The sequence below is a fragment of the Streptomyces tuirus genome, assembly GCF_014701095.1.
GTDB lineage: Bacteria > Actinomycetota > Actinomycetes > Streptomycetales > Streptomycetaceae > Streptomyces > Streptomyces tuirus.
In genome coordinates, this window is sequence record NZ_AP023439.1 from 2028061 (window position 1) to 2046407 (window position 18347).

Annotated in this window: 20 protein-coding genes, 1 other RNA gene and 2 pseudogenes; 9 read left to right on the forward strand and 14 right to left on the reverse strand. The window is 72.1% G+C overall.

All coding sequences use genetic code 11. From position 1 onward, the window contains the following. Position 1 precedes the first annotated feature (1 nt). Entirely contained in the window at positions 2-835 is an 834-nt protein-coding gene (efeU, locus tag IGS69_RS09370; protein ID WP_190898264.1) for an iron uptake transporter permease EfeU, read from the forward strand. 378 nt (positions 836-1213) lie between these two features. Continuing rightward, the gene (locus IGS69_RS09375) at positions 1214-2206 is read left to right on the forward strand and encodes a hypothetical protein (protein ID WP_190898265.1); all 993 of its coding nucleotides are present in this window, start codon (positions 1214-1216) and stop codon (positions 2204-2206) included. Between the two features lie 52 nt (positions 2207-2258). Here the strand turns inward: IGS69_RS09375 and IGS69_RS09380 are convergent, their stop codons facing one another. Next, positions 2259-3002 (reverse strand): bifunctional DNA primase/polymerase, encoded by a 744-nt coding sequence (locus IGS69_RS09380; RefSeq protein ID WP_190898266.1) that lies wholly within the window; start codon positions 3000-3002, stop codon positions 2259-2261. A gap of 207 nt (positions 3003-3209) precedes the next feature. Between IGS69_RS09380 and IGS69_RS09385 the strand changes: the two genes are divergently transcribed. Next, positions 3210-4067: a glycerophosphodiester phosphodiesterase gene (locus IGS69_RS09385; protein WP_190898267.1), complete on the forward strand. Its 858-nt coding sequence runs from the start codon at positions 3210-3212 to the stop codon at positions 4065-4067. On the opposite strand, the gene IGS69_RS09390 is transcribed toward IGS69_RS09385, so the two are convergent. Continuing rightward, positions 4046-4687: a TetR/AcrR family transcriptional regulator gene (locus IGS69_RS09390; RefSeq protein WP_190898268.1), complete on the reverse strand. Its 642-nt coding sequence runs from the start codon at positions 4685-4687 to the stop codon at positions 4046-4048. The genes IGS69_RS09385 and IGS69_RS09390 overlap by 22 nt on opposite strands. Before the next feature lie 118 nt (positions 4688-4805). Between IGS69_RS09390 and IGS69_RS09395 the strand changes: the two genes are divergently transcribed. Further along, positions 4806-5015 carry a DUF6243 family protein gene (locus tag IGS69_RS09395; RefSeq protein WP_190898270.1) on the forward strand — a complete coding sequence of 70 codons (210 nt, stop codon included), beginning with the start codon at positions 4806-4808 and terminating at the stop codon, positions 5013-5015. Positions 5016-5232: 217 nt separating this feature from the next. Here IGS69_RS09395 and IGS69_RS09400 read toward each other — a convergent pair whose 3' ends face one another. From IGS69_RS09400 to IGS69_RS09420, 5 genes and pseudogenes are all read right to left on the reverse strand, one after another. Then, positions 5233-6216, reverse strand: coding sequence for a small ribosomal subunit Rsm22 family protein (locus tag IGS69_RS09400; RefSeq protein ID WP_190898271.1), 984 nt, complete (start codon positions 6214-6216; stop codon positions 5233-5235). Beyond that, entirely contained in the window at positions 6213-6671 is a 459-nt protein-coding gene (locus IGS69_RS09405) for a DUF6010 family protein (RefSeq protein ID WP_190898272.1), read from the reverse strand. Before IGS69_RS09405 ends, IGS69_RS09400 begins: the two co-directional genes overlap by 4 nt. Next, the gene (locus IGS69_RS09410) at positions 6668-6964 is read right to left on the reverse strand and encodes a DUF3817 domain-containing protein (protein WP_190898274.1); all 297 of its coding nucleotides are present in this window, start codon (positions 6962-6964) and stop codon (positions 6668-6670) included. The genes IGS69_RS09405 and IGS69_RS09410 overlap by 4 nt, the downstream gene beginning before the upstream one ends. A gap of 2 nt (positions 6965-6966) precedes the next feature. Beyond that, positions 6967-7440, reverse strand: coding sequence for a DUF2269 family protein (locus IGS69_RS09415; protein WP_190898275.1), 474 nt, complete (start codon positions 7438-7440; stop codon positions 6967-6969). Between the two features lie 20 nt (positions 7441-7460). Continuing rightward, positions 7461-7655 (reverse strand): annotated as a pseudogene (locus IGS69_RS09420) (hypothetical protein); the annotation flags it as partial. Positions 7656-7951: 296 nt separating this feature from the next. Here IGS69_RS09420 and IGS69_RS09425 point away from each other — a divergent pair. After that, entirely contained in the window at positions 7952-8890 is a 939-nt protein-coding gene (locus IGS69_RS09425; protein WP_190898276.1) for a GlxA family transcriptional regulator, read from the forward strand. A gap of 112 nt (positions 8891-9002) precedes the next feature. On the opposite strand, the gene IGS69_RS09430 is transcribed toward IGS69_RS09425, so the two are convergent. Then, a complete protein-coding gene (locus IGS69_RS09430) occupies positions 9003-10181 on the reverse strand; it encodes a serine hydrolase domain-containing protein (RefSeq protein ID WP_190898277.1) in 1179 nt (392 codons plus the stop codon). Then, positions 10124-11455 (reverse strand): multidrug effflux MFS transporter, encoded by a 1332-nt coding sequence (locus IGS69_RS09435; protein WP_190898278.1) that lies wholly within the window; start codon positions 11453-11455, stop codon positions 10124-10126. Before IGS69_RS09435 ends, IGS69_RS09430 begins: the two co-directional genes overlap by 58 nt. 85 nt (positions 11456-11540) lie before the next feature. On the opposite strand from IGS69_RS09435, the gene IGS69_RS09440 reads away from it, so the two are divergent. Next, positions 11541-12563, forward strand: coding sequence for a Gfo/Idh/MocA family protein (locus tag IGS69_RS09440; protein ID WP_190898279.1), 1023 nt, complete (start codon positions 11541-11543; stop codon positions 12561-12563). Between the two features lie 49 nt (positions 12564-12612). Further along, positions 12613-13395, forward strand: a complete 783-nt coding sequence (locus tag IGS69_RS09445) for an SDR family oxidoreductase (protein WP_190898280.1) — start codon at positions 12613-12615, stop codon at positions 13393-13395. Positions 13396-13803: 408 nt separating this feature from the next. Here IGS69_RS09445 and IGS69_RS09450 read toward each other — a convergent pair whose 3' ends face one another. Continuing rightward, complete coding sequence (locus IGS69_RS09450) at positions 13804-14130, reverse strand: nuclear transport factor 2 family protein (protein WP_190898281.1); 327 nt, start codon at positions 14128-14130, stop codon at positions 13804-13806. Between the two features lie 160 nt (positions 14131-14290). On the opposite strand from IGS69_RS09450, the gene IGS69_RS09455 reads away from it, so the two are divergent. Together IGS69_RS09455 and IGS69_RS09460 are read left to right on the forward strand one after the other, a co-directional pair. Next, entirely contained in the window at positions 14291-14839 is a 549-nt protein-coding gene (locus IGS69_RS09455) for a DoxX family protein (RefSeq protein WP_190898282.1), read from the forward strand. Between the two features lie 60 nt (positions 14840-14899). Next, the gene (locus IGS69_RS09460) at positions 14900-15235 is read left to right on the forward strand and encodes a MazG-like family protein (protein WP_190898283.1); all 336 of its coding nucleotides are present in this window, start codon (positions 14900-14902) and stop codon (positions 15233-15235) included. A gap of 217 nt (positions 15236-15452) precedes the next feature. Here IGS69_RS09460 and rnpB read toward each other — a convergent pair. The 4 genes and pseudogenes from rnpB to IGS69_RS09480 all read right to left on the reverse strand — a co-directional run bounded on the left by rnpB (position 15453) and on the right by IGS69_RS09480 (position 18210). After that, positions 15453-15865, reverse strand: an RNA gene (gene rnpB / locus IGS69_RS09465) — RNase P RNA component class A. A 115-nt stretch (positions 15866-15980) separates the two neighbouring features. Further along, positions 15981-16760 (reverse strand): annotated as a pseudogene (locus IGS69_RS35185) (DMT family transporter); the annotation flags it as partial. Positions 16761-16786: 26 nt separating this feature from the next. Then, complete coding sequence (locus IGS69_RS09475; protein ID WP_190898284.1) at positions 16787-17608, reverse strand: AraC family transcriptional regulator; 822 nt, start codon at positions 17606-17608, stop codon at positions 16787-16789. Between the two features lie 23 nt (positions 17609-17631). Next, positions 17632-18210, reverse strand: coding sequence for a Uma2 family endonuclease (locus tag IGS69_RS09480; protein WP_190898285.1), 579 nt, complete (start codon positions 18208-18210; stop codon positions 17632-17634). Positions 18211-18347: the final 137 nt, after the last annotated feature.

Below are 18347 nucleotides of genomic sequence, written 5' to 3' on the forward strand. Positions count from 1 at the left end.
GGTGTTCTCCAACTACCTGATCGGTCTGCGCGAGGGCCTGGAGGCGAGCCTCGTCGTCTGCATCCTCATCGCCTACCTGGTCAAGACGGACCGCAAGGACGCCCTGAAGCCGATCTGGGCCGGCATAGGCGTCGCGATCGCCCTCGCGTTCGGCTTCGGCTGCGTTCTCGAATTCGGCTCCCAGGAGCTGACGTTCCAGGCCCAGGAGGCGCTGGGCGGATCCCTCTCCATCCTCGCGGTCGGCCTGGTGACGTGGATGGTGTTCTGGATGCGCCGCACGGCCCGCCACCTGAAGTCGGAACTGCACGGCCGTCTCGACGCAGCCCTCGCGATGGGCACCGGCGCGCTGGTCGCCACGGCGTTCCTCGCGGTGGGCCGGGAGGGCCTGGAAACGGCCCTGTTCGTCTGGGCGTCGGTCCACGCGGCGAGCGACGGCACGCCCCGCCCGCTGCTCGGCGTCGCCCTGGGCCTCCTCACGGCGGTCCTCCTGGGCTGGCTGTTCTACCGCGGCGCGCTGCGCATCAACCTGGCGAAGTTCTTCACGTGGACCAGCGGCATGCTGGTGGTCGTGGCGGCCGGTGTCCTCGCCTACGGCTTCCACGACCTCCAGGAGGCCGACTTCCTGCCCGGCCTCACGGACAAGGCGTTCGACATCTCCGGCACGATCCCTCCGGACAGCTGGTACGGCACGCTCCTCAAGGGCGTCTTCAACTTCCAGCCCGACCCCACGACACTCCAAGTCGGCGTGTGGCTCCTCTACTTGATCCCCACCCTGACCCTGTTCCTGGCCCCGACCCGACCTCCGGCGAAGGCGCCTGTACGCGACGCGGCGTAGCGGCCGAGGCCGGGTGGGTCCGCAGCCCGGCGCAGCGGGGTGCCGCTCTCTTTGGGACGGGTGCCGCCCTTAGCGGCACGCATGCCCGCAGCGGGGGCGGCCCGCACCCGCCGAACGGCGCAAGGGGCCGTGTCGGGGGGTGTCCGCCCGCAGCGGTTGGCGCGTCAACGGACAGTCAGTCGGTATCAAGGTCCATCGCGCCGTTCCGAGGACGGACACCCCCCGGCGCGGCCCCGACCCACCACCCGGCGCCAGGCGAAGGCGCGCACCCCCACCCTGCGTCAGACGAAGCGGACGACCACCCCACCCCACCCCCGCCCAACCGCCGGAGGCACCCGGTAGGGTTCGCCTCCGGAAAGGGGAAGGTGAAGGTACCCGATGAGCAGGGATCGCGACCCTCGAACGCTCCGCAGGCCCGCCCGGAGCGCCCTCATAGCAGCCTCGGCGACCGCTTTGTCGCTCACGGCCAGTGGATGCGTCGTCGTGCACGGCGAACGGGAGATCCTCCCGTCCACGACCCGCGCCGAAGCCGCCAAGGCCCTCCAGGAGTTCACGGCCGCGTACAACGAGGCCGACAAGGCCTACGACGGCACCCTGGACGCCGACCACACCACCGGCGCCCTCTCCGACATCGACTCGGCCCGCCTCAAGGCCGGTAAGGCCAACAACCCGGACGGCAACCCCAACCACACCCCGCTGACGCTGACGGACGCGAAGTTCACCATTCCCAAGAAGGCCGGCTGGCCCCGCTGGTTCGTCGTCGACGCGGCCGGCAACAAGGGCGGCGCCGCCCGCTGGCTCCTGGTCTTCACCCGCAGCAACCTGGACGACCCCTTCCAGGTGGCGTATCTGACGCTCGTCGCCCCGGGCAAGGTCCCGCAGTTCAAGAAGGACGCCGACGGCTGGGCCGAGTCCGTCCCGGTCAAGTCGACGGACCTGGCCACCGACCCCGGCGACCTGAGCGGCAGGTACGCGACGTACCTGAAGAGCGGCGGGGAGACCTTCACCGACGGCGCCCACACCAGCCAGTGGCGTGCGCTGCGCGAGAAGAACGGCAAGAAGCCGGGCATGGTCACCCAGTACATCGACGAGCCGCTGACGAACGGCGACTACGCACCACTCGCGCTGCGCACGACCGACGGCGGGGCGCTGGTGTTCTTCACCACGCGCCACTACGAGAAGCAGACCGCCTACGCGGGCACGTCCGTGCCCACCCCGAACAAGGACGTCCTCGCCCTGACGAAGGGCGAGATCAAGCAGTCCCTGACGATGGAGTTCGTCTCCAACGAGGTGGCGCTGGACCCCAAGGGCCAGGGCAAGGTCACCATCCTGGGCAGAATCCAGGGCATGACCTCGGCGGAAGGCTCGTAGCCCAGGCCCCCGCCCCAGCCCTCATGCCCCCGGGCCCAGTCGCCGACAGGCACTAGTGCCGCAGCGGCCAGCCCGCCCCCGCCGCATGCCCGGCGTCACCCTCATCCACGTAACGCCCGCACACCTCCGTGAGCACCTCCAGCAGGCTCAGCGGATCCGGCAGCGCGTGCTCGGGTCCTCGCACCCACCGCACCCCCTGGCTCTCACCCGGCAGCATCGCCGGCGGCACGAGGACGTAGGAGCCCCGGCAGTGCCAGCGCAGCCCGGGGTGCTCGTCCATCGTCTCGGGGTGGCAGTCCAGTTCGCACGGCCACCACTCGTCCTCGTCCTCGGGCGTACCGCGGGTGAGCGTGAAGAACAGCAGGCGGCCGTCGTCGCTCTCGGCGACCGGCCCGACCTCGATCCCGGCGGCGAGCAGCCGCTCCAACGCGTCGCGACCGGCGTCGAGGGGCACGTCGAGGACGTCGTGCACCATGCCGGTCGCGGTGATGAAGTTGGCCTGCGGCTGGTGGCGGGCCCAGCGCTCGATCTGGGCGTGGTCGGTGGTGGACTGCGTCTGCCAGGCGAAGGACACCGGGTGCCGGGCGGGGGTGGGACAGCCGACCCGGTCGCAGGAGCAGCGGTACCCGGCCTCCGGGTGGGCCGCGGGCGCGAGGGGCAGTCCCGCATCGGCGGCGGCGAGCAGCAGGGCCTCACGGCCGCCGTCCCCGGCGGTCTCCTTCGACCGGCGCCCGGCGCGCAGCCACTGGGTGAGTTTGCCCTGCAGGCCGGTCCGGCCGCCGAACTCCGCGCTCATCTATCCCCTCGCCTCGCCGTCGTGCGGAACAGCATGCCTCATCGTCCCATCTTCCCGCGCACCGGGGGGCCAGTGCCCACATCCGGGACACCGGGGACGCAACGTGCACCGGGCGTCCGATGGGAGAAGAAGCGGCGATCCCCGCTCTCGGCATGATCGGGTGTCATTGCCCGCTTTGACATGACATGGCGTCCTACCGTGGTCGCCATGGTCACAAGGATCGCGCTGACGGGTCTGGCCTCCGCGGCCACCGTGGTCTCATTGACCCTCACGGGGCCCGGCGGCCGTGCCCCTGCGCCGCTGGAGTGGGGCGCGGGTCCGCTGACCGTGGCGGCCCTGCCGAGGATCACGTACGTCGCGCACCGCGGCGGCGCCCGCGAGGTCCCCGAGAACAGCATGGCGGGGCTGACGACCGCCTACGAGCGCGGGACCGCGCAGGTGCTGGACTTCGACACGCGGCTGCTGCGCGACGGCACGCCGGTGGTGTTCCACGACGAGACGCTGAACCGCACCACCTACCTGGGCGGCGCGGTGGGCGGTCTGGACGCCCGGGAGTGGCAGGGCGTACGGCTGCGCCCGAAGGACCGGCTCCCGGGGAGCTGGCGCTCGGAGCGGCCGCCGACGGTCGCCGAGGTGCTGGATCGTTTCGGCGGGCGGATCGTGCTGATGCTGGAGGCGAAGGACCCGCGGAGCCTGGACCGGCTGGCCGAGCTGATCCGGGCCCGCGGCCTGACCCGCTCGGTGTTCGTGAACTCCAACGACCCGGAGGTGGCCCGGCGTGTCCACCGCCTGGGGCTGCTCTCGCAGGTGTGGCGCTCGGCGCGGCAGCTGCGCACGGACCGCCCGGAGCGCTGGAGGTCGTTCGTGGACCTGCTGGACGTGGACCACCGGGCGCGCGACGCGGACCTGGTGCGGGCGGTGAACTCGGGGATCGCGCGGGTGTGGGCGCACACCGTGCTGACGGACGCGCAGCGGGACCGGGTGCTGGCGCTGGGCTGCGACGGCGTGATCACGGACGCCCCGGGGCGTCTGGCCCGGGCCGCTCAGCGCGGGGCGAGGCCGTGAAGGGCGTAGTCGACGAGGGTGTCGGTGTACTCGTAGGAGATCGGGCCGGTGTGCTGGAGCCAGCGCTGGGCGAGCGGGGAGACGAAGAACTCCAGGGCGATGCGCGGGTCGATCTCGGGCCGTACCTGGCCGGCCTCCTGGGCGGCGCGCAGCCGGGCGATGTAGAGGTCGAGTGAGGGCTGCATCAGCTTGGCGACGAGTTGGCGCCCGAGCTGCTCGTTGACGACGCCCTCGGCGGCCAGCGCGCGGGAGGGCGCCTCGAACCTCGGGTCGCGCAGTTCGTCGACGGTGGCGCGCAGGACGGCCTTGAGGTCGGCGGCGAGATCGCCGGTGTCCGGGAAGGCGTACGGCGCCGGCCCGGCCTCCTCCATGGACTGCTCGGCCAGGTCGAGGAAGGCCTCCATCAGGACGTCGGCCTTGGACGACCACCAGCGGTAGATCGTCTGCTTGCCGACACCGGCGCGGGCCGCGATGCCCTCGATGGTGGTCTTCGGGTAGCCGGCCTCGACGACGAGCGCGAGGGCGGCGTCGTAGATGGCGCGGCGGGACTTCTCGCTGCGCCGGGTGGAGTCGGGGGCGGACTTGCCGGGGGCGGGTTGGGTGGGTTTCTGGACGGCCATGGCCCGAATTTATCAGGTTGACAAGACGGAGCGTCTCGCGGACAGTGGGGGCTATGCGTACGAGACGAACCGTCTCGTCGCGAACAGTGGTGACGCATGGTCACGGAAGGAGCCCGAGATGACCCGAGGCGGAGCCGGAAACATGCTGGGTGTCGGCGGATCGCGCAAGAACCTCGGCCGCAGGGAGCTGCGCGGCGGCGGCCGCGGCGGCCGGATCGGCGGCGGCATGGACCCCCAGGCCCAGAAGCGCGAACTGCTGCGCAAGCTCCAGGAGAGCCGGCAGCAGCAGGAGGCACGGGAGGAGGGCACGGCCGGCCGGACGTCGTGAACCTCCCCGGCGCGAGGGAGAAGCGGACTCCCGCGCGCGGGATCCTCCCGGGCGGTCCGGCGCATGCAGTTTCGTGCCCGCGGGAGTCCCCTTGCGCTTCGATTCACGGGTGCGGGGGCGCCGGGCGGGAACCACGGTGGCGACCTCGCGGACCTGCGCCCCGCCGACCGGGCGCGGACGCGGGACGCGCCGGCCCGTCGGGCCGGGCGCGGTCAGGTCACGAGGGTGGCCAGGGGTCTCCCCAGTCGGCGTCCCGGGCGGCCTTGTACAGGTCGCCGTGGCGCTTGGTGACGGTGGCGCGGCGCAGGGACGGCTCGCTCTCGCACAGGTCGAGGAGGACCTGGCCCTTGCGGATCTGGGGGCGCCGGACGACCCGGGAGGGTGCCGGTTCGACGGGGAAACGGGCGGCGGCCACGTAGGCGAACTTCTCGTCCTCGTAGGCGAGGGAGCCGCCCTTGACCTGGCGGTGCAGGGAGGAGCGGCTGACCCGGGCGGAGAAGTGGCACCAGTCCGTGCCGGGGACGATGGGGCAGGCGGCGCTGTGCGGGCAGGGCGCGGCGATCCGCAAGCCGGCGGTGATCAGCCGGTCGCGGGCCTCGATGAGCCGGGCGTAGCCGTCGGGGGTGCCGGGTTCGACGATCACGACGGCCCGGGCGGCGGCCGCGGCGGCGTCGACGAGGGCGGTGCGGTCGGCGGCGGTCAGCTCGTTGAGGACGTAGGAGACGGTGACGAGGTCCGTGCTCTCGAGGGTGAGGGCCGCTCCGATCCGGGAGCGCTGCCAGCGGACGTCCTTCAGCTCCGGGTTGGCCGCGGCGATCTCGCGCCCCAGGGCGAGCGCGGGCTCGGCCCAGTCGAGCACGGTGACGGGCCGCTGACCGCCCCAGACCGCGCTCACGGCCCAGGCCGCGGCGCCCGTGCCCCCGCCGACGTCGGTGTGCCCGCCGGGCACCCATCCGGGAGCGGCGTCCGCGAACGCCTCCAGCGCGGAGCGCACGGCCTCGAAGGTCGCGGGCATCCGGTAGGCGGCGTATGCGGCGACGTCGGCCCGGTCCCGGAGGATGGGGGCGTCGGTCGGGGTGGCGCCCCGGTAACTGGCGATCAGCCGCTCGACCGCCTGCGAGGCCTGCCGGGGCGGCAGCCCGTCGAGCAGGCCGGCGAGGGCGGCGCGGAGGTTTTCGGCCGGGGACAGGGGGGCGTTCACCCGGCGATTCTACGAGCCGGGCCGGGGCGGGCGCGGCGCTCGCCCGGGTCCGCTGTCCGGCTGGGCCTGAGCCACCGGCGGACGGGCGCGATCAGGGAAGGGCCTCCGCGCAGGCACCACAGGGCGATGACCGGATCGCAGATGGCGCATGACAGGGACGAGTCGTGGGAGAACGGCAGGATCGGATTGCCCTTGAGGTGGTGGGCCATGTCCCATGCGGTGTGGAGCAGCCAGCCGATGCCGATGAAGGTCCAGGACTCCAGACCGCGGTAGGCGACGTAGGCCGTGAGCGCGACGAACGGGAGCTCCCACGGGCCGAATCCGCCCCCGCTCAGATAGGCGGCGCCGGCTCCGCCGACCATGATCGCGTTGAAGCGGCGTCGGTGCGGTTCTTCGATCAGGGACATCAGCAGGCAGTAGACGATGCCGACGATGATCGGGGACACAAGGTTCATGAGGGGATGACTTCCTCCGCTCGGTCACGGGTCGTGTCGACGCGGCCGAGCTGTCGCAGGGCGAGCAGCCCGCCGGCACCCGGGACGAGGGCCAGGACCTTCGCGGCGGCCGGGGCCCGGTCGAAGCGGCATGTCGCGATCACGACGAACAGGTAGGCACAGCCGTGGGTGGGGCCCATCAGGGACGAGACGGGCTGGAGGTGGACGGTGAACAGGTTGGCCAGCATCACGATCAGGGACATCAGCTCGGCGTGCGCCGCGACGCGCAGATGGCGCGGAGACCGCAGGTGCATGGTCACGCTCCCGTGGTGGAGCCGGGGCGGATGATCATCAGTACGGTGACGGTGGCCCACAACAGGTTGAAGACGCCGGTGAGCATGGCCAGTCGGCCCGGTCTCAGGGGCGCCGGCGCCGACGGAGCGTGAGGCTCCGCCGCCTCGGCCAGGGCACGGTCCTGGGCGGGCAGGATGAGCAGGGCCAGAACGCCGGCGGCGGCCGCGGTCAGCAGGATCGAGGTGATCAGCCAGGCGTCTCCGAGGACGCCGAGGCTGCCGGCCGTGGCGAAGCCGAAGAGAGGGACGGCGATGCCGACGCCGGCGTAGACCCGGCAGATGCGGTGCAGTGTCCGCAGGGCCGTCCGGGCGTCGCCGGCACCGGCATCGCCGAGGGCGCGGCGCAGCGCCGCGGGGAACATGCTCGCGGCGACGGTGACGGGACCGACGGCGATGATGGCGGCCAGGACGTGCAAGGAGAGGAAGAGCTTGGTCACGCCTGGCGCTCCGGGGCGGTGCGCAGGGGCTTGGTGATGGCCTGTTTCCAGGTGAGCCGGTCGCCGTCGAGGGCGACGTCGGTGAGCGGTACTTCCTCGCCGGCTCCATGGGCGACGCCGGTCAGCACGGCGTCCCGCTCACGGAGTTCGGCCACGGCCTTCGTCGTGCCCATGGGGGTGGAGATCGACGGGTTCCAAGTGCCTTCGACGGACATGCAGATGTTCTTCCTGACTGTGCTACGCGGATCGGAGCACTTCGTAGGGGGCGATGGCATCGAGAGGGGCGAAACCGTCGAACAGGACCGCCTGGATGTGCATGGGCGTTCCTTCGGGATCGCTCTCTCCGACGCGTCGAAGTCAACTTGCTGTCGATCCGGCCGCACAGTGGCGTGAGTGACAGTTTTCGACGGGAAATTGCCAGGAGCTTCCGAGGGCTTCAGAAGTGCTGTGACATGGGGCAGTCCAGAAATCGGGCCGATGGCGAGGAGCGGTGGGGAGGTACGTTCTGGCCATGCACACAGTCGCCGTTCTCGCGCTGGACAAGGTGATCCCGTTCGACCTGTCGACCCCGATCGAGGTCTTCTCGCGGACCCGCCTGCCCGACGGGCGGCCCGGCTACCAGGTCCGGGTGTGCGCCGAGCGCGACGAGGTCGACGCCGGGGCCTTCGCCCTGCGTGCGCCCTGGGGTCTGGAGGGCCTCCAGGACGCGGACACGATCATCGTGCCGGGCGTCACCGATCCCACGGCCCCGCTCTCCCCCGCCGTACGTGACGCCCTTCGGTCGGCCGCCGGCGACGGCACCCGGATCGCCTCCGTCTGCGCGGGCACCTTCCCCCTGGCCGCCACCGGGCTCCTCGACGGGCTGCGCGTCACGACCCACTGGCGCGCGGCCGGGCTTCTGGCCTCCCTCCACCCGGACGTCGACGTCGACCCGGACGTCCTCTACGTCGACAACGGCCAGTTGCTCACGTCGGCCGGCGCCGCCGCGGGGCTGGACCTGTGTCTGCACATGATCCGCCGGGACTACGGATCGGCGGTCGCCGCGGACGCCGCCCGCCTGTCGGTGATGCCGCTCGAACGCGAGGGCGGTCAGGCGCAGTTCATCGTCCACGACCACGCCCCCGCACCGCGGGGTTCCGAACTGGAGGCGCTGCTCACCTGGCTGAGGGAGAACCTGGCCCGCGACCTGACCCTGGCCGACATCGCCGCGCAGTCCGGGACCAGCGTCCGGACGCTGATCCGGCGGTTCCGCGAACAGACCGGGACCACCCCGCTCCAGTGGCTCCACCGGGCTCGCATCCGCCAGGCACAGCACCTGCTGGAAACCACGCAGCACTCCGTGGAGCGCATCGGCTGCCAGGTCGGCTTCGGCTCGCCCACCACGTTCCGCGAACGCTTCAAACGCACCACCGGCGTCAGCCCGCAGACCTACCGCCGCACTTTCGGCTGACCCGGCGCCCCGGAGCCGCCGTCCGTCAGGACCTCCCGCCCGGCGTGCGGTTCAGGACGTCGCGCTCGCCGGACGCCCCCGGCTCACCCCGCACCGAAGTCTCCGGCGGAGCTCACCGCACCGCCCGGGCCACCCGTGACGCCGCCGCCGCCCTCGGGGCGTTGTCCGGGCGGCGGCGGCGTGGGTGGACCGCGTTGGTGAGGAGCACGAGGAACGTGTCCGTGGCCCGGTCGAGGACGAGGGACGTGCCCGTGAACCCGGTGTGGCCCGCCGCGCCGCGGCCCGCCAGGTCGCCCATGAACCACGGCTGGTCGAGCGAGAAGCCCAGGCCCGGCGGGGTGAAGAGGAGCTCGACGAAGTCCGGGCCGAGGATGCGGGCGGGGCCGTGGGAGCCGCCGGCGAGGAGGGTGCGGCAGAACACGGCGAGGTCCCGGCCGGTGGAGAACAGGCCCGCGTGGCCGGCCACTCCCCCGAGCGCCCAGGCGTTCTCGTCGTGGACCTCGCCCCGCAGCATCCCCCGGTCCGCCTTGGCCCACGGCCGGCGCTGGTCCTCCGTCGCCGCGGCGCCCGGGCACGGCCCGAAGTCCGTCGCCGTCATGCCCAGCGGCCGGGTGATGCCGTCGTGGACGAGGACGTCGAGCGTGCGCCCGGTGATGCGCTCCAGGACATGCTGAAGGAGCAGCATGTTCAGGTCGGAGTAGCAGTAGGTGCCCGGCACGCCGACCGGCCGCTCCGCCTGGAGCGCCGCCAGCCGCGCCGCGTCGTCGGCGCAGTCGTACAGCGGGAGTTCGGGACGCAGCCCGGAGGTGTGCGTGAGCAGCTGCCGCACCGTGATGCCGTGCCGGGCGGCGGCCGTGAAGTCGGGCAGATACGCCCCGGCCTTCGCGTCGATGCCGAGCGTGCCGCGCTCGATCTGCTGCACGGCGGCGACGGACGTGAACAGTTTCGTGAGGGACGCCAGGTCGAAGGGCGTGTCGACGGTCATCGGCACCCGGTCCTCGGGGGGCAGTTCCACCCCGGCGTCGGCGTCGGGATCGTAGGCCGCGTAGCGCACGGCCCAGCCCGCCGCCTCCTCGACGGCGATCACCGGGCCGCGTCCGACGACCAGGACGGCGCCGGGCGCCCAGGGACGCTGCCCGGTGGTGAGGACGTGGACCTCCCGGACGAGGTGACGCAGCTCCTCGGGGTCGAGTCCGGCCCGCTCCGGCGTGCCGTCGCGCAGTCTGGGTGCGCTCAGCTGACTGCTCCCTCCACGCTCGCCCGGCCGCTCTCCTTCTTCCAGGGTCGGCACATTCCCATGAAGCAGGCCAGTGCCACCAGTGCGGCGGCCAGTTGGACGACGGCCATCGGGAGGGCGGTGTCCTCCCCGGCGACGCCGACGAGCGGGGAGGCGATCGCGCCGATGAGGAAGGAGGTGGTGCCGAGCAGGGCCGATGCGGAGCCCGCGGCGTGCTTGGTGCGCATCAGGGCGAGGGCCTGGGTGTTGGGCAGGGTGACGCCCATGGCGGACATGAGCACGAACAGCGCGGCGGCGACGGGCACCAGACCGGCCTCGCCGAAGACGCCGAGGGACATCAGCAGCAACGCGGTCGCGGCGGTGATGACGATCGCGAGGCCGACGCCCAGGACCCGGTCGAGGCTGACCCGGCCGACGAGGAACTTGCCGTTGATCTGGCCGACGACGACCAGCCCGACGGAGTTGACGCCGAACAGCAGGCTGAAGGTCTGCGGGGAGGCGCCGTAGATCTCCTGGATGACGAAGGGGGAGGCGGAGATGTAGGCGAAGAGGGCGGCGAAGGCGAAGCCGCCGGTGAGCGTGTAGCCGGTGAAGGAGCGGTCGGCGAGCAGGCCGCGCATCGAGCGCAGGGCCTCTCCGACGCCGCCGCCGTGCCGCTCGGCGGGCGCCAGGGTCTCGGGCAGCCACGTCCAGACCAGGGCGCCGATCAGCACTCCGATGACGGTGAGGACGGCGAACACGCCCCGCCAGTCCGTGACGCGCAGGATCTGCCCGCCGATCAGCGGCGCCACGATCGGGGCGGCCCCGGAGATCAGCATGAGGGTGGAGAAGAAGCGGGCCATGGCCATGCCGTCGTAGAGGTCGCGGACGACGGCCCGGGCGATGACGATGGCGGCGGCGCCCGCGAGGCCCTGGGCCAGCCGGAAGGCCACCAGCAGCTCGACGGTGGGGGCGAGGGCGCACAGCACGGTGGCGACGACGAAGACGGCGAGCCCGGCGAGCAGCGGGCGGCGGCGCCCCCACCGGTCGCTCATCGGCCCGACCACGAGCTGCCCGAGCGCCATGCCGGCCAGGCAGGCGGTGAGTGTGAGCTGCACGGTCGCGGCCGGCGCGTGCAGGGAGCGGGTGACCTCCGGCAGGGACGGGAGGTACATGTCCATCGCCAGCGGTGGCACGGCGGTCAGGCTTCCGAGGAGGAAGGTGACCAGGAGCCCGGTGCGGCGCTGCGAGGTGCGCTCGGGCCGCTCCGCCCCGGCTGCGGCCTCCCGCGCGGTGGTGTTCGATGCCTCCTGCGCGGTCTCCGATATGGGCGCCCCACCTTCGGGCATGAGTCCCTCCCTCTCCGAGTCGATCGCCACCTATGCTCTCAGCTCGTACGCAGTGCTCGGGGTCGCGAGGTGGAGGCGGGGCGCGATGACGGCGGACACGGTGCGGTGGGGGATCCTGGCGACCGGCGGGATAGCGGGCGCGTTCACCGCGGACCTGATCGACCTGCCGGACGCGGAGGTCGTGGCGGTGGCGTCCCGGTCGGAGGAGCCGGCGAAGGCGTTCGCGGAGCGGTTCGGGATCCCCCGGGCCTACGGCGACTGGAACGCCCTCGCGCGGGACGAGGACATCGATGTCGTCTACGTCGCAACCCCGCACACGGCGCACCGGGCCGCCGCGGGGCTGTGTCTGGCGGCCGGGCGGAACGTGCTGTGCGAGAAGCCCTTCACGCTGAACGTGCGCGAGGCGGAGGAACTCGTCGCGCTGGCGCGGGAGCACGGGCGCTTCCTGATGGAGGCGATGTGGATGTACTGCAACCCGCTGGTGCGGCGGCTGAAGGCGCTGGTCGACGACGGTGCGATCGGCGAGGTGCGCAGCGTCCAGGCCGACTTCGGGCTGGCCGGCCCCTTCCCGCCCTCGCACCGGCTGCGCAACCCGGAACTGGGCGGTGGCGCGCTGCTCGACCTGGGCGTGTACCCGGTGTCGTTCGCGCAGCTGCTGCTCGGCGAGCCGTCGGACGTCGCGGCGCGGGCGGTGCTCTCCGAGGAGGGCGTCGACCTCCAGACGGCGGCGGTCCTCTCCTACGACAGCGGCGCGCTCGGTGCGGTGCACTGCTCCATAGTGGGCGGTACGGCGACCTCCGCCTCGGTGACCGGCTCCCGGGGCCGGATCGACATCCCGCACGGGTTCTTCTTCCCGGACCGCTTCGTGCTGCACCGGGACGGCCGCGACGCCGAGGAGTTCACGGCCGACCCGGCGGACGGGCCCCGCAACAGCATGCGCCACGAGGCGCTGGAGGTGATGCGGGCCGTGCGGGCGGGTGAGACCGAGTCCCCGCTGGTCCCGCTCGACGGCACGCTCGCCGTGATGCGCACGCTGGACGCGATCCGCGACCAGGTCGGCGTCCGTTACCCCGACGAGACGGGCGAGCCGGAACTCACGCCCGCCTGACACTCCGGTCCCACGTGGTCACGGGCGTGCTCCCGTACGCTGCGGGCCCATGAATGCCAAGGACAATGCGATCGCGGTGGTGACCGGGGCGGGTTCCGGCATCGGCCGGGCGGTCGCCGTGGAACTGCTGCGTACGGGCTGGTCGGTGGCGCTGGCGGGCCGGCGTGCGGAGACCCTGGAGGAGACGGCGGCCCTGGCGTCCGGGGGCGCGGACGGGGGCGTACCCGCCGGGGCGGCTCTCACCGTACGGACGGACGTCGCACGCCCCGAGGACGTGAACGCCCTGTTCGCCGCCACCGTCGAGCGCTTCGGCCGGGTCGACCTGCTGTTCAACAACGCGGGCACGTTCGGCCCCGGCGGGGTGCCGGTCGAGGAACTGCCCTACGAGGCCTGGCGGCACGTGGTGGACACCAACCTCAACGGGGCGTTCCTGTGCGCGCAGGCGGCGTACCGGCAGATGAAGGAGCAGGACCCGCAGGGCGGCCGGATCATCAACAACGGCTCGATCTCCGCGCACACGCCCCGCCCGCTGTCGGTGGCCTACACGGCGACCAAGCACGCCCTGACCGGCTTGACCAAGTCCCTGTCCCTGGACGGGCGGCCGTACGGAATCGCCGTCGGTCAGATCGACATCGGCAACGCGGCCACGGACATGACGTCCCGTATGCAGACGGGGGCCCTCCAGGCGAACGGGGACGTCGCCCCGGAACCGGTCATGGACGTCGCGGACGTGGCCCGCACGGTGCGGCACATGGCGGAGTTGCCGCTGGAGGCGAACGTGCAGTTCGCGACCGTACTGGCGACGGCGATGCCGTACGTCGGACGCGGCTGAGCGGACGGCGACATTCGTCAACTCATCAACGTGCACAACCGGAATACGAACGTCCGCGCTATTGCGGCCGATAGGGAGCCTATGCTCAAATCTCCTACACCAAAGCTTCACACTTGGAGCTGAGAGCTCCCGTCGGCCACATCCAGGGGGGAGGCGGCAGTCGTTCCACGGCACCGGGTGGGGGTGGATTCCGCGAGGGACCGCGGAGTACGCACCGGTGCACGTGGAACGACTGCCGCCCACATCAAGGGACACCGACCGGAAGCCGGGAATCGGAACCGTCCGTACCGACTCTCGTCGTCGCCCCTGCCCAGCCGAGCGGCTGCCCGTCCGCGGCCTGTCATTCACCGCCGATCGCCCGGCAGCCGATCCCCCGGCAGCCGAAGGCGAGTGCGCCGGGGCCGGTAGTCAGGCCTGCCCGGTCTCGAAACGCACGATCCGGCCGTCGTCGTCCACCTGGAAACTCCACCGGGTGCGCATCTCGCCCCAGGTGTCGTTGCTGTAGCGGGCGAGGAGGGAGCGGCCGCCGTTGGACTCGTTGTCGACCTCCATGTGGCCGTGGGAGGAGAAGATCTCCCGGTCCACCCAGTCGTCGAGGTCACGGTCGGACCCGTCGTCGGTCATGGTCGCGCCCGGCGCGAGGACCTTCATGAAGCTCTCGCGGTCGTGGTTGTTCACGGCGGTCACGAAGGCCCGGACGGCCGGATCGCTGAGGCGCGTGGTCTGAATCGTCATGCGAGCCAGCCTCGTACCGGCCACCGGCCGACGCCACCCGTGCCACCCGAACGGCGTTCCCGGGGCGGTGGGTGAGGCGTCGGCGATGCGACGGTGGAATCGCGACGACACGACGCATGGTCCTGTTCCGTTTTGATGGCCGCCTGCTCCGGGAGACGAAGTGACACCTGACAACCGACGTGATCTTGGCCTGCTGCTGCTCCGGCTGGGGACGGGCGGCGTGCTGGCCGCCCACGGCGCGCAGAAGCTGTTCGGCTGGTTCGGCGGACATGGCATCGAGGGGACCGGCCAGTTCATGGAGTCCATCGGCTACGTCCCCGGCAAGGCGAGCGCGACGGCGGCGGGCCTCGCGGAGGCCGGCGGCGGCACACTGCTGGCCCTGGGCCTGGCCACTCCGGCCGCGGGCGCGGCGGCGGCCGGCGCGATGGCCGGCGCTGCAGCGGTGCACGCCCCGAACGGCTTCTTCAACCAGAGCGGGGGCTACGAGTACGCGGCGACGCTGGGCCTGACCGCCGCGGGCCTGGCCATCACCGGCCCGGGCCGCTACTCCCTGGACCACCTGCTCGGCCACGCGGTGAACCGCGGCTGGATGATCCCGGCGGCCTTCGCGGCGACGGCGGCGGGCACGGCGCTGGTGGTGGGGGCCCGGGCGAGGCGCCTGCGGCAGGCGAAGGAGGGGGAGCAGGAGGCGTTGTTCGAGGAGGAGTAGCGGCTGTGGGGGTCTGGGGCGGGCCGGGGCATTGTCAGACCCTCGTGTCAGGCTGCGCCCATGAGCGACCACACCCCCGCCGCTGAACTCTGGTCCACCATCGACGCCCTGACGCGGTGGCTCGACACCAACCGCCCCGTCGGGGGCCGCGAGGGCCTCCTCCTGCGCGTCCTGAAACTGACCGAGGAGGTCGGCGAGGTCTCGGAGGCGGTGATCGGGGCGACGGGGCAGAACCCGCGCAAGGGCGTCACGCACACATGGGAGGACGTGCAGGCGGAGCTGTGCGATGTCGCCATCACGGCGCTGGTGGCGTTGCGGACGCTGACGCCGGAGGCGCGGGGGGTGTTCGGGGGGCATTTGGGGCGGGTGCGGGAGAGGTCGGTGGGGTCGAAATGATCGTCAGGCCTTCGCAAGTGGCCGACAGAGACTCCGTCTCCTCCACGGCGTGGATCTGGAGCTTCCCCGGGGTGTGATCATGCATGCCTGTAGGCCTCGGCGACGAACTTCTTGATTTGCTCAGGCGAGAGGTCCGCTACATCCCACTCCAGAGCGTCACTGATTCCCTCAGCCGTGCGACGCCCCAGGTCAGTCACAGCAGGATGGGTCGGAGCGGCAGACGAGTCGGGCTGTACGCCGGGTTCTGTTCCCCGGTTCCCTCGCGGGAGCCGGGGCGACGGCCATCCATCTAGGGCCGGTGTTGCCACCGGCCTCGTGCGGTCTACCCGCGGACTCGGGCGGGGCAGCCCTCGATCGTCCGCGCAGGGCCGCCTTCGAGAAGGCGGCCCCTCTTGACCTTGCTCCAGGTGGGGTTTACCTAGCTGCCCAGGTCACCCTGGGCACTGGTGGTCTCTTACACCACCGTTTCACCCTTACCGAGGACCGAGGTCCCCGGCGGTCTGCTTTCTGTGGCACTGTCCCGCGGGTCACCCCGGGTGGCCGTTAGCCACCACCTTGCCCTGTGGAGCCCGGACGTTCCTCGGAAAGCTCCCCGTCAGGGGGACTCCACGCGGCCGTCCGCCCGGCTCGTCTGCCGTATCGACCATGGTACCCGGCTGACGTCCCGCTTCGGCGCGGCGGCCGTGGCCAGCACCGAGCCCGCCAGGATCAGGGTGAAGGCGACGCCGATGCCGAGGGTCAGCTTCTCGTCCAGGAAGATCGCGCCGGCGGCGACCGCCACCGCCGGGTTGACGTAGGTGATCACGCCCGCCCGCGTCGGGCCGATCTCCTTGATCAGCTCCAGGAAGGCCACGAACGCGATCGCGGTGCAGAGGATGCCGAGGCCGGCGAGGGCGGCCAGGACCTCGCCCGAAGGCATGGTGGCCGGCCGGGTCAGGAAGGCCGCGGGGGCATAGACCACCGCAGCCAGCGTCAGGCACGGCGTGATCAGCTGGAGGGTCGGGACGTCCTTGAGGTAGCGGGCCGCTATCAGCGGGGCCGTGGCGTAGCCGACGACCGTCACCAGCACCTCGGCCATCGACAGGGCGTCGCCGCCGGTGAGGTGCGGCAGGGTGAGGACGGTGACGCCCGCGAGGCCGAGGGCCAGGCCCGCGATGCGGCGGGCGCCCACCGGCTCCCCCGCGCCGAAGAAGCGGGCCAGGAGCAGGGCGACGATCGGCACTCCCGCGATCAGGAGGCCGGCGGTGGAGCTGGACAGACGGCGTTCGGCGTCGGTCAGGGTCCACCACGGGCCGATGATCTCGATGACCGCGAAGGCCAGCATCGGCTTCCAGTGGGTCCGGACGGTACGGCCGAAGCCGCCCTGGCGGAGGGCGAAGGGAAGCAGGAGCGCGGCGCCGAGTGCGCAGCGCGCGAACACCACCATGGACGGGGACAGTTCGTCCACCGCCACCTTGATCATCAGGTAGGGGACGCCCCAGATCACTCCCATGAGGGAGAACAGGAACCAGCCGCGTGCAGTCATGCGACTGAGTCTCGGCCGTGTCACCCCTAGGTGTCTTGAACGCTGTTGCGGTACGCCGCCGGGGTCACCCCCAGCACCCGGCGGAACCAGCGGGTGAGGTGCGCCTGGTCGGCGAAGCCGACGAGGCCGGCGACCTCGGCGGGGCGCAGTCCGGCCGCCAGGAGGCCGCGGGCCCTGGCCACCCGGTGCTGGGCGAGCCAGGCGTACGGCGGTACGCCCATCGTCGTGCGGAAGGCGCGGAGCAGCTGGTAGCGGGACAGGCCCAGGTCCGTGGCGAGGGCGGCCAGGGAGGGAGGGTCCAGCAGTTCGTCCGCGAGGCGGTCGCGGACGGACCTGGCGATGTGGTCGGCGCCGGGCACGGTGTCGCTGGCCGCCCGGGCCGTGGAGTGGCGGCGGGCCAGGGCCGTGAGCAGCCAGGGCAACCGGGACTCGGCCTCCAGCGGGTCGGGGCAGGCGCTGATGTCGGTGTGGGCGGCGCGCAGGGCCGCCGCCAGTTCCGGGTCGTGGAGGACGGGGTCGCGGAAGTGCGTCAGGCCGCCGAGGGTGCCGTCGGTGAGGAGGGCCGGTTCGGCGTAGAGGGCCTGGTAGGCGTAGCCGTCGCAGGCGGCCGGGCCGCCGGTGTGCATCTCGCCGGGCTCCAGGACGACGATCGAGCCCGGGTAGGAGTGGATGTGACCGCCCCGGTACGCGATGACCTCCGAGCCGCCGACCGTGACACCGATGGTGAATTCGTCGTGGGCGTGGGGCGCGTAGACGTGGCTGTCGAAGTGGGCGGTGAGGAGGTCGAGGGGCGGGCCGGCGCGGCCCAGGCGTGCCCTGGTCCAGCTGGTCTGTTCTCGTCTCGCCATGGCGCACCCCCGCCCACAGGGGATCAGACGAGGTCGGCCGTGTCCAGGTCGAAGGCGAACGGTTCCGGAAGAGCGACGGGCTTGCCGAAGGGGCGGGCGCAGTGCTCGCGGTAGTCGTCACCCTTCGGCTCGCTGAACACCGTGACCTGCGCCGTGTCCCGGTCGACGAGCAGGTAGAGCGGGATGCCCGCGCGGGCGTAACAACGGCGTTTTGCCTCGCGGTCGGCCTGCGGCTTGGTCGAGGTCACCTCCATCACCATCGCGACGCCGTCGCAGGGCATCCAGGAGTCGGCTCCGCCGAACAAGTCTCGCTCGGTGGGGCCGAAGGTGACGTCCGGAATCAGGTGGTTCTTGGGGCATGCGCCCCCGCTCCTCAGCTTCAGCCCCTTGTTCCCCGAGAAGTCCATGTCGGTCCGGGAGCGTCTGATCACTTGCTTCACGATCCGGCTGATGTACTTCTCGTGATCCCCGTCCGGCGGCGGCGTCACAACGATCTCCCCCTCGATCAGCTCTGCCCGGAAGCCCTCCGGGGTGTCCAGGGCGAGGAAGCCCTCCAGCAGGACGTCTTCCTGCGAGAGCGGCTCGTGGGCCATGGCAGTCATGTCACGCCCCTCCTTGTGTCGCTCGCCAGACTGGGACATCGGCTGATCACCTGTCCGTGAGATCGGGATCCCTTCCCTCGATCGTGGCACACGATCAACGCCGCCGTCAGGCACCGAGCCGTCCGCTTGACCTTGCC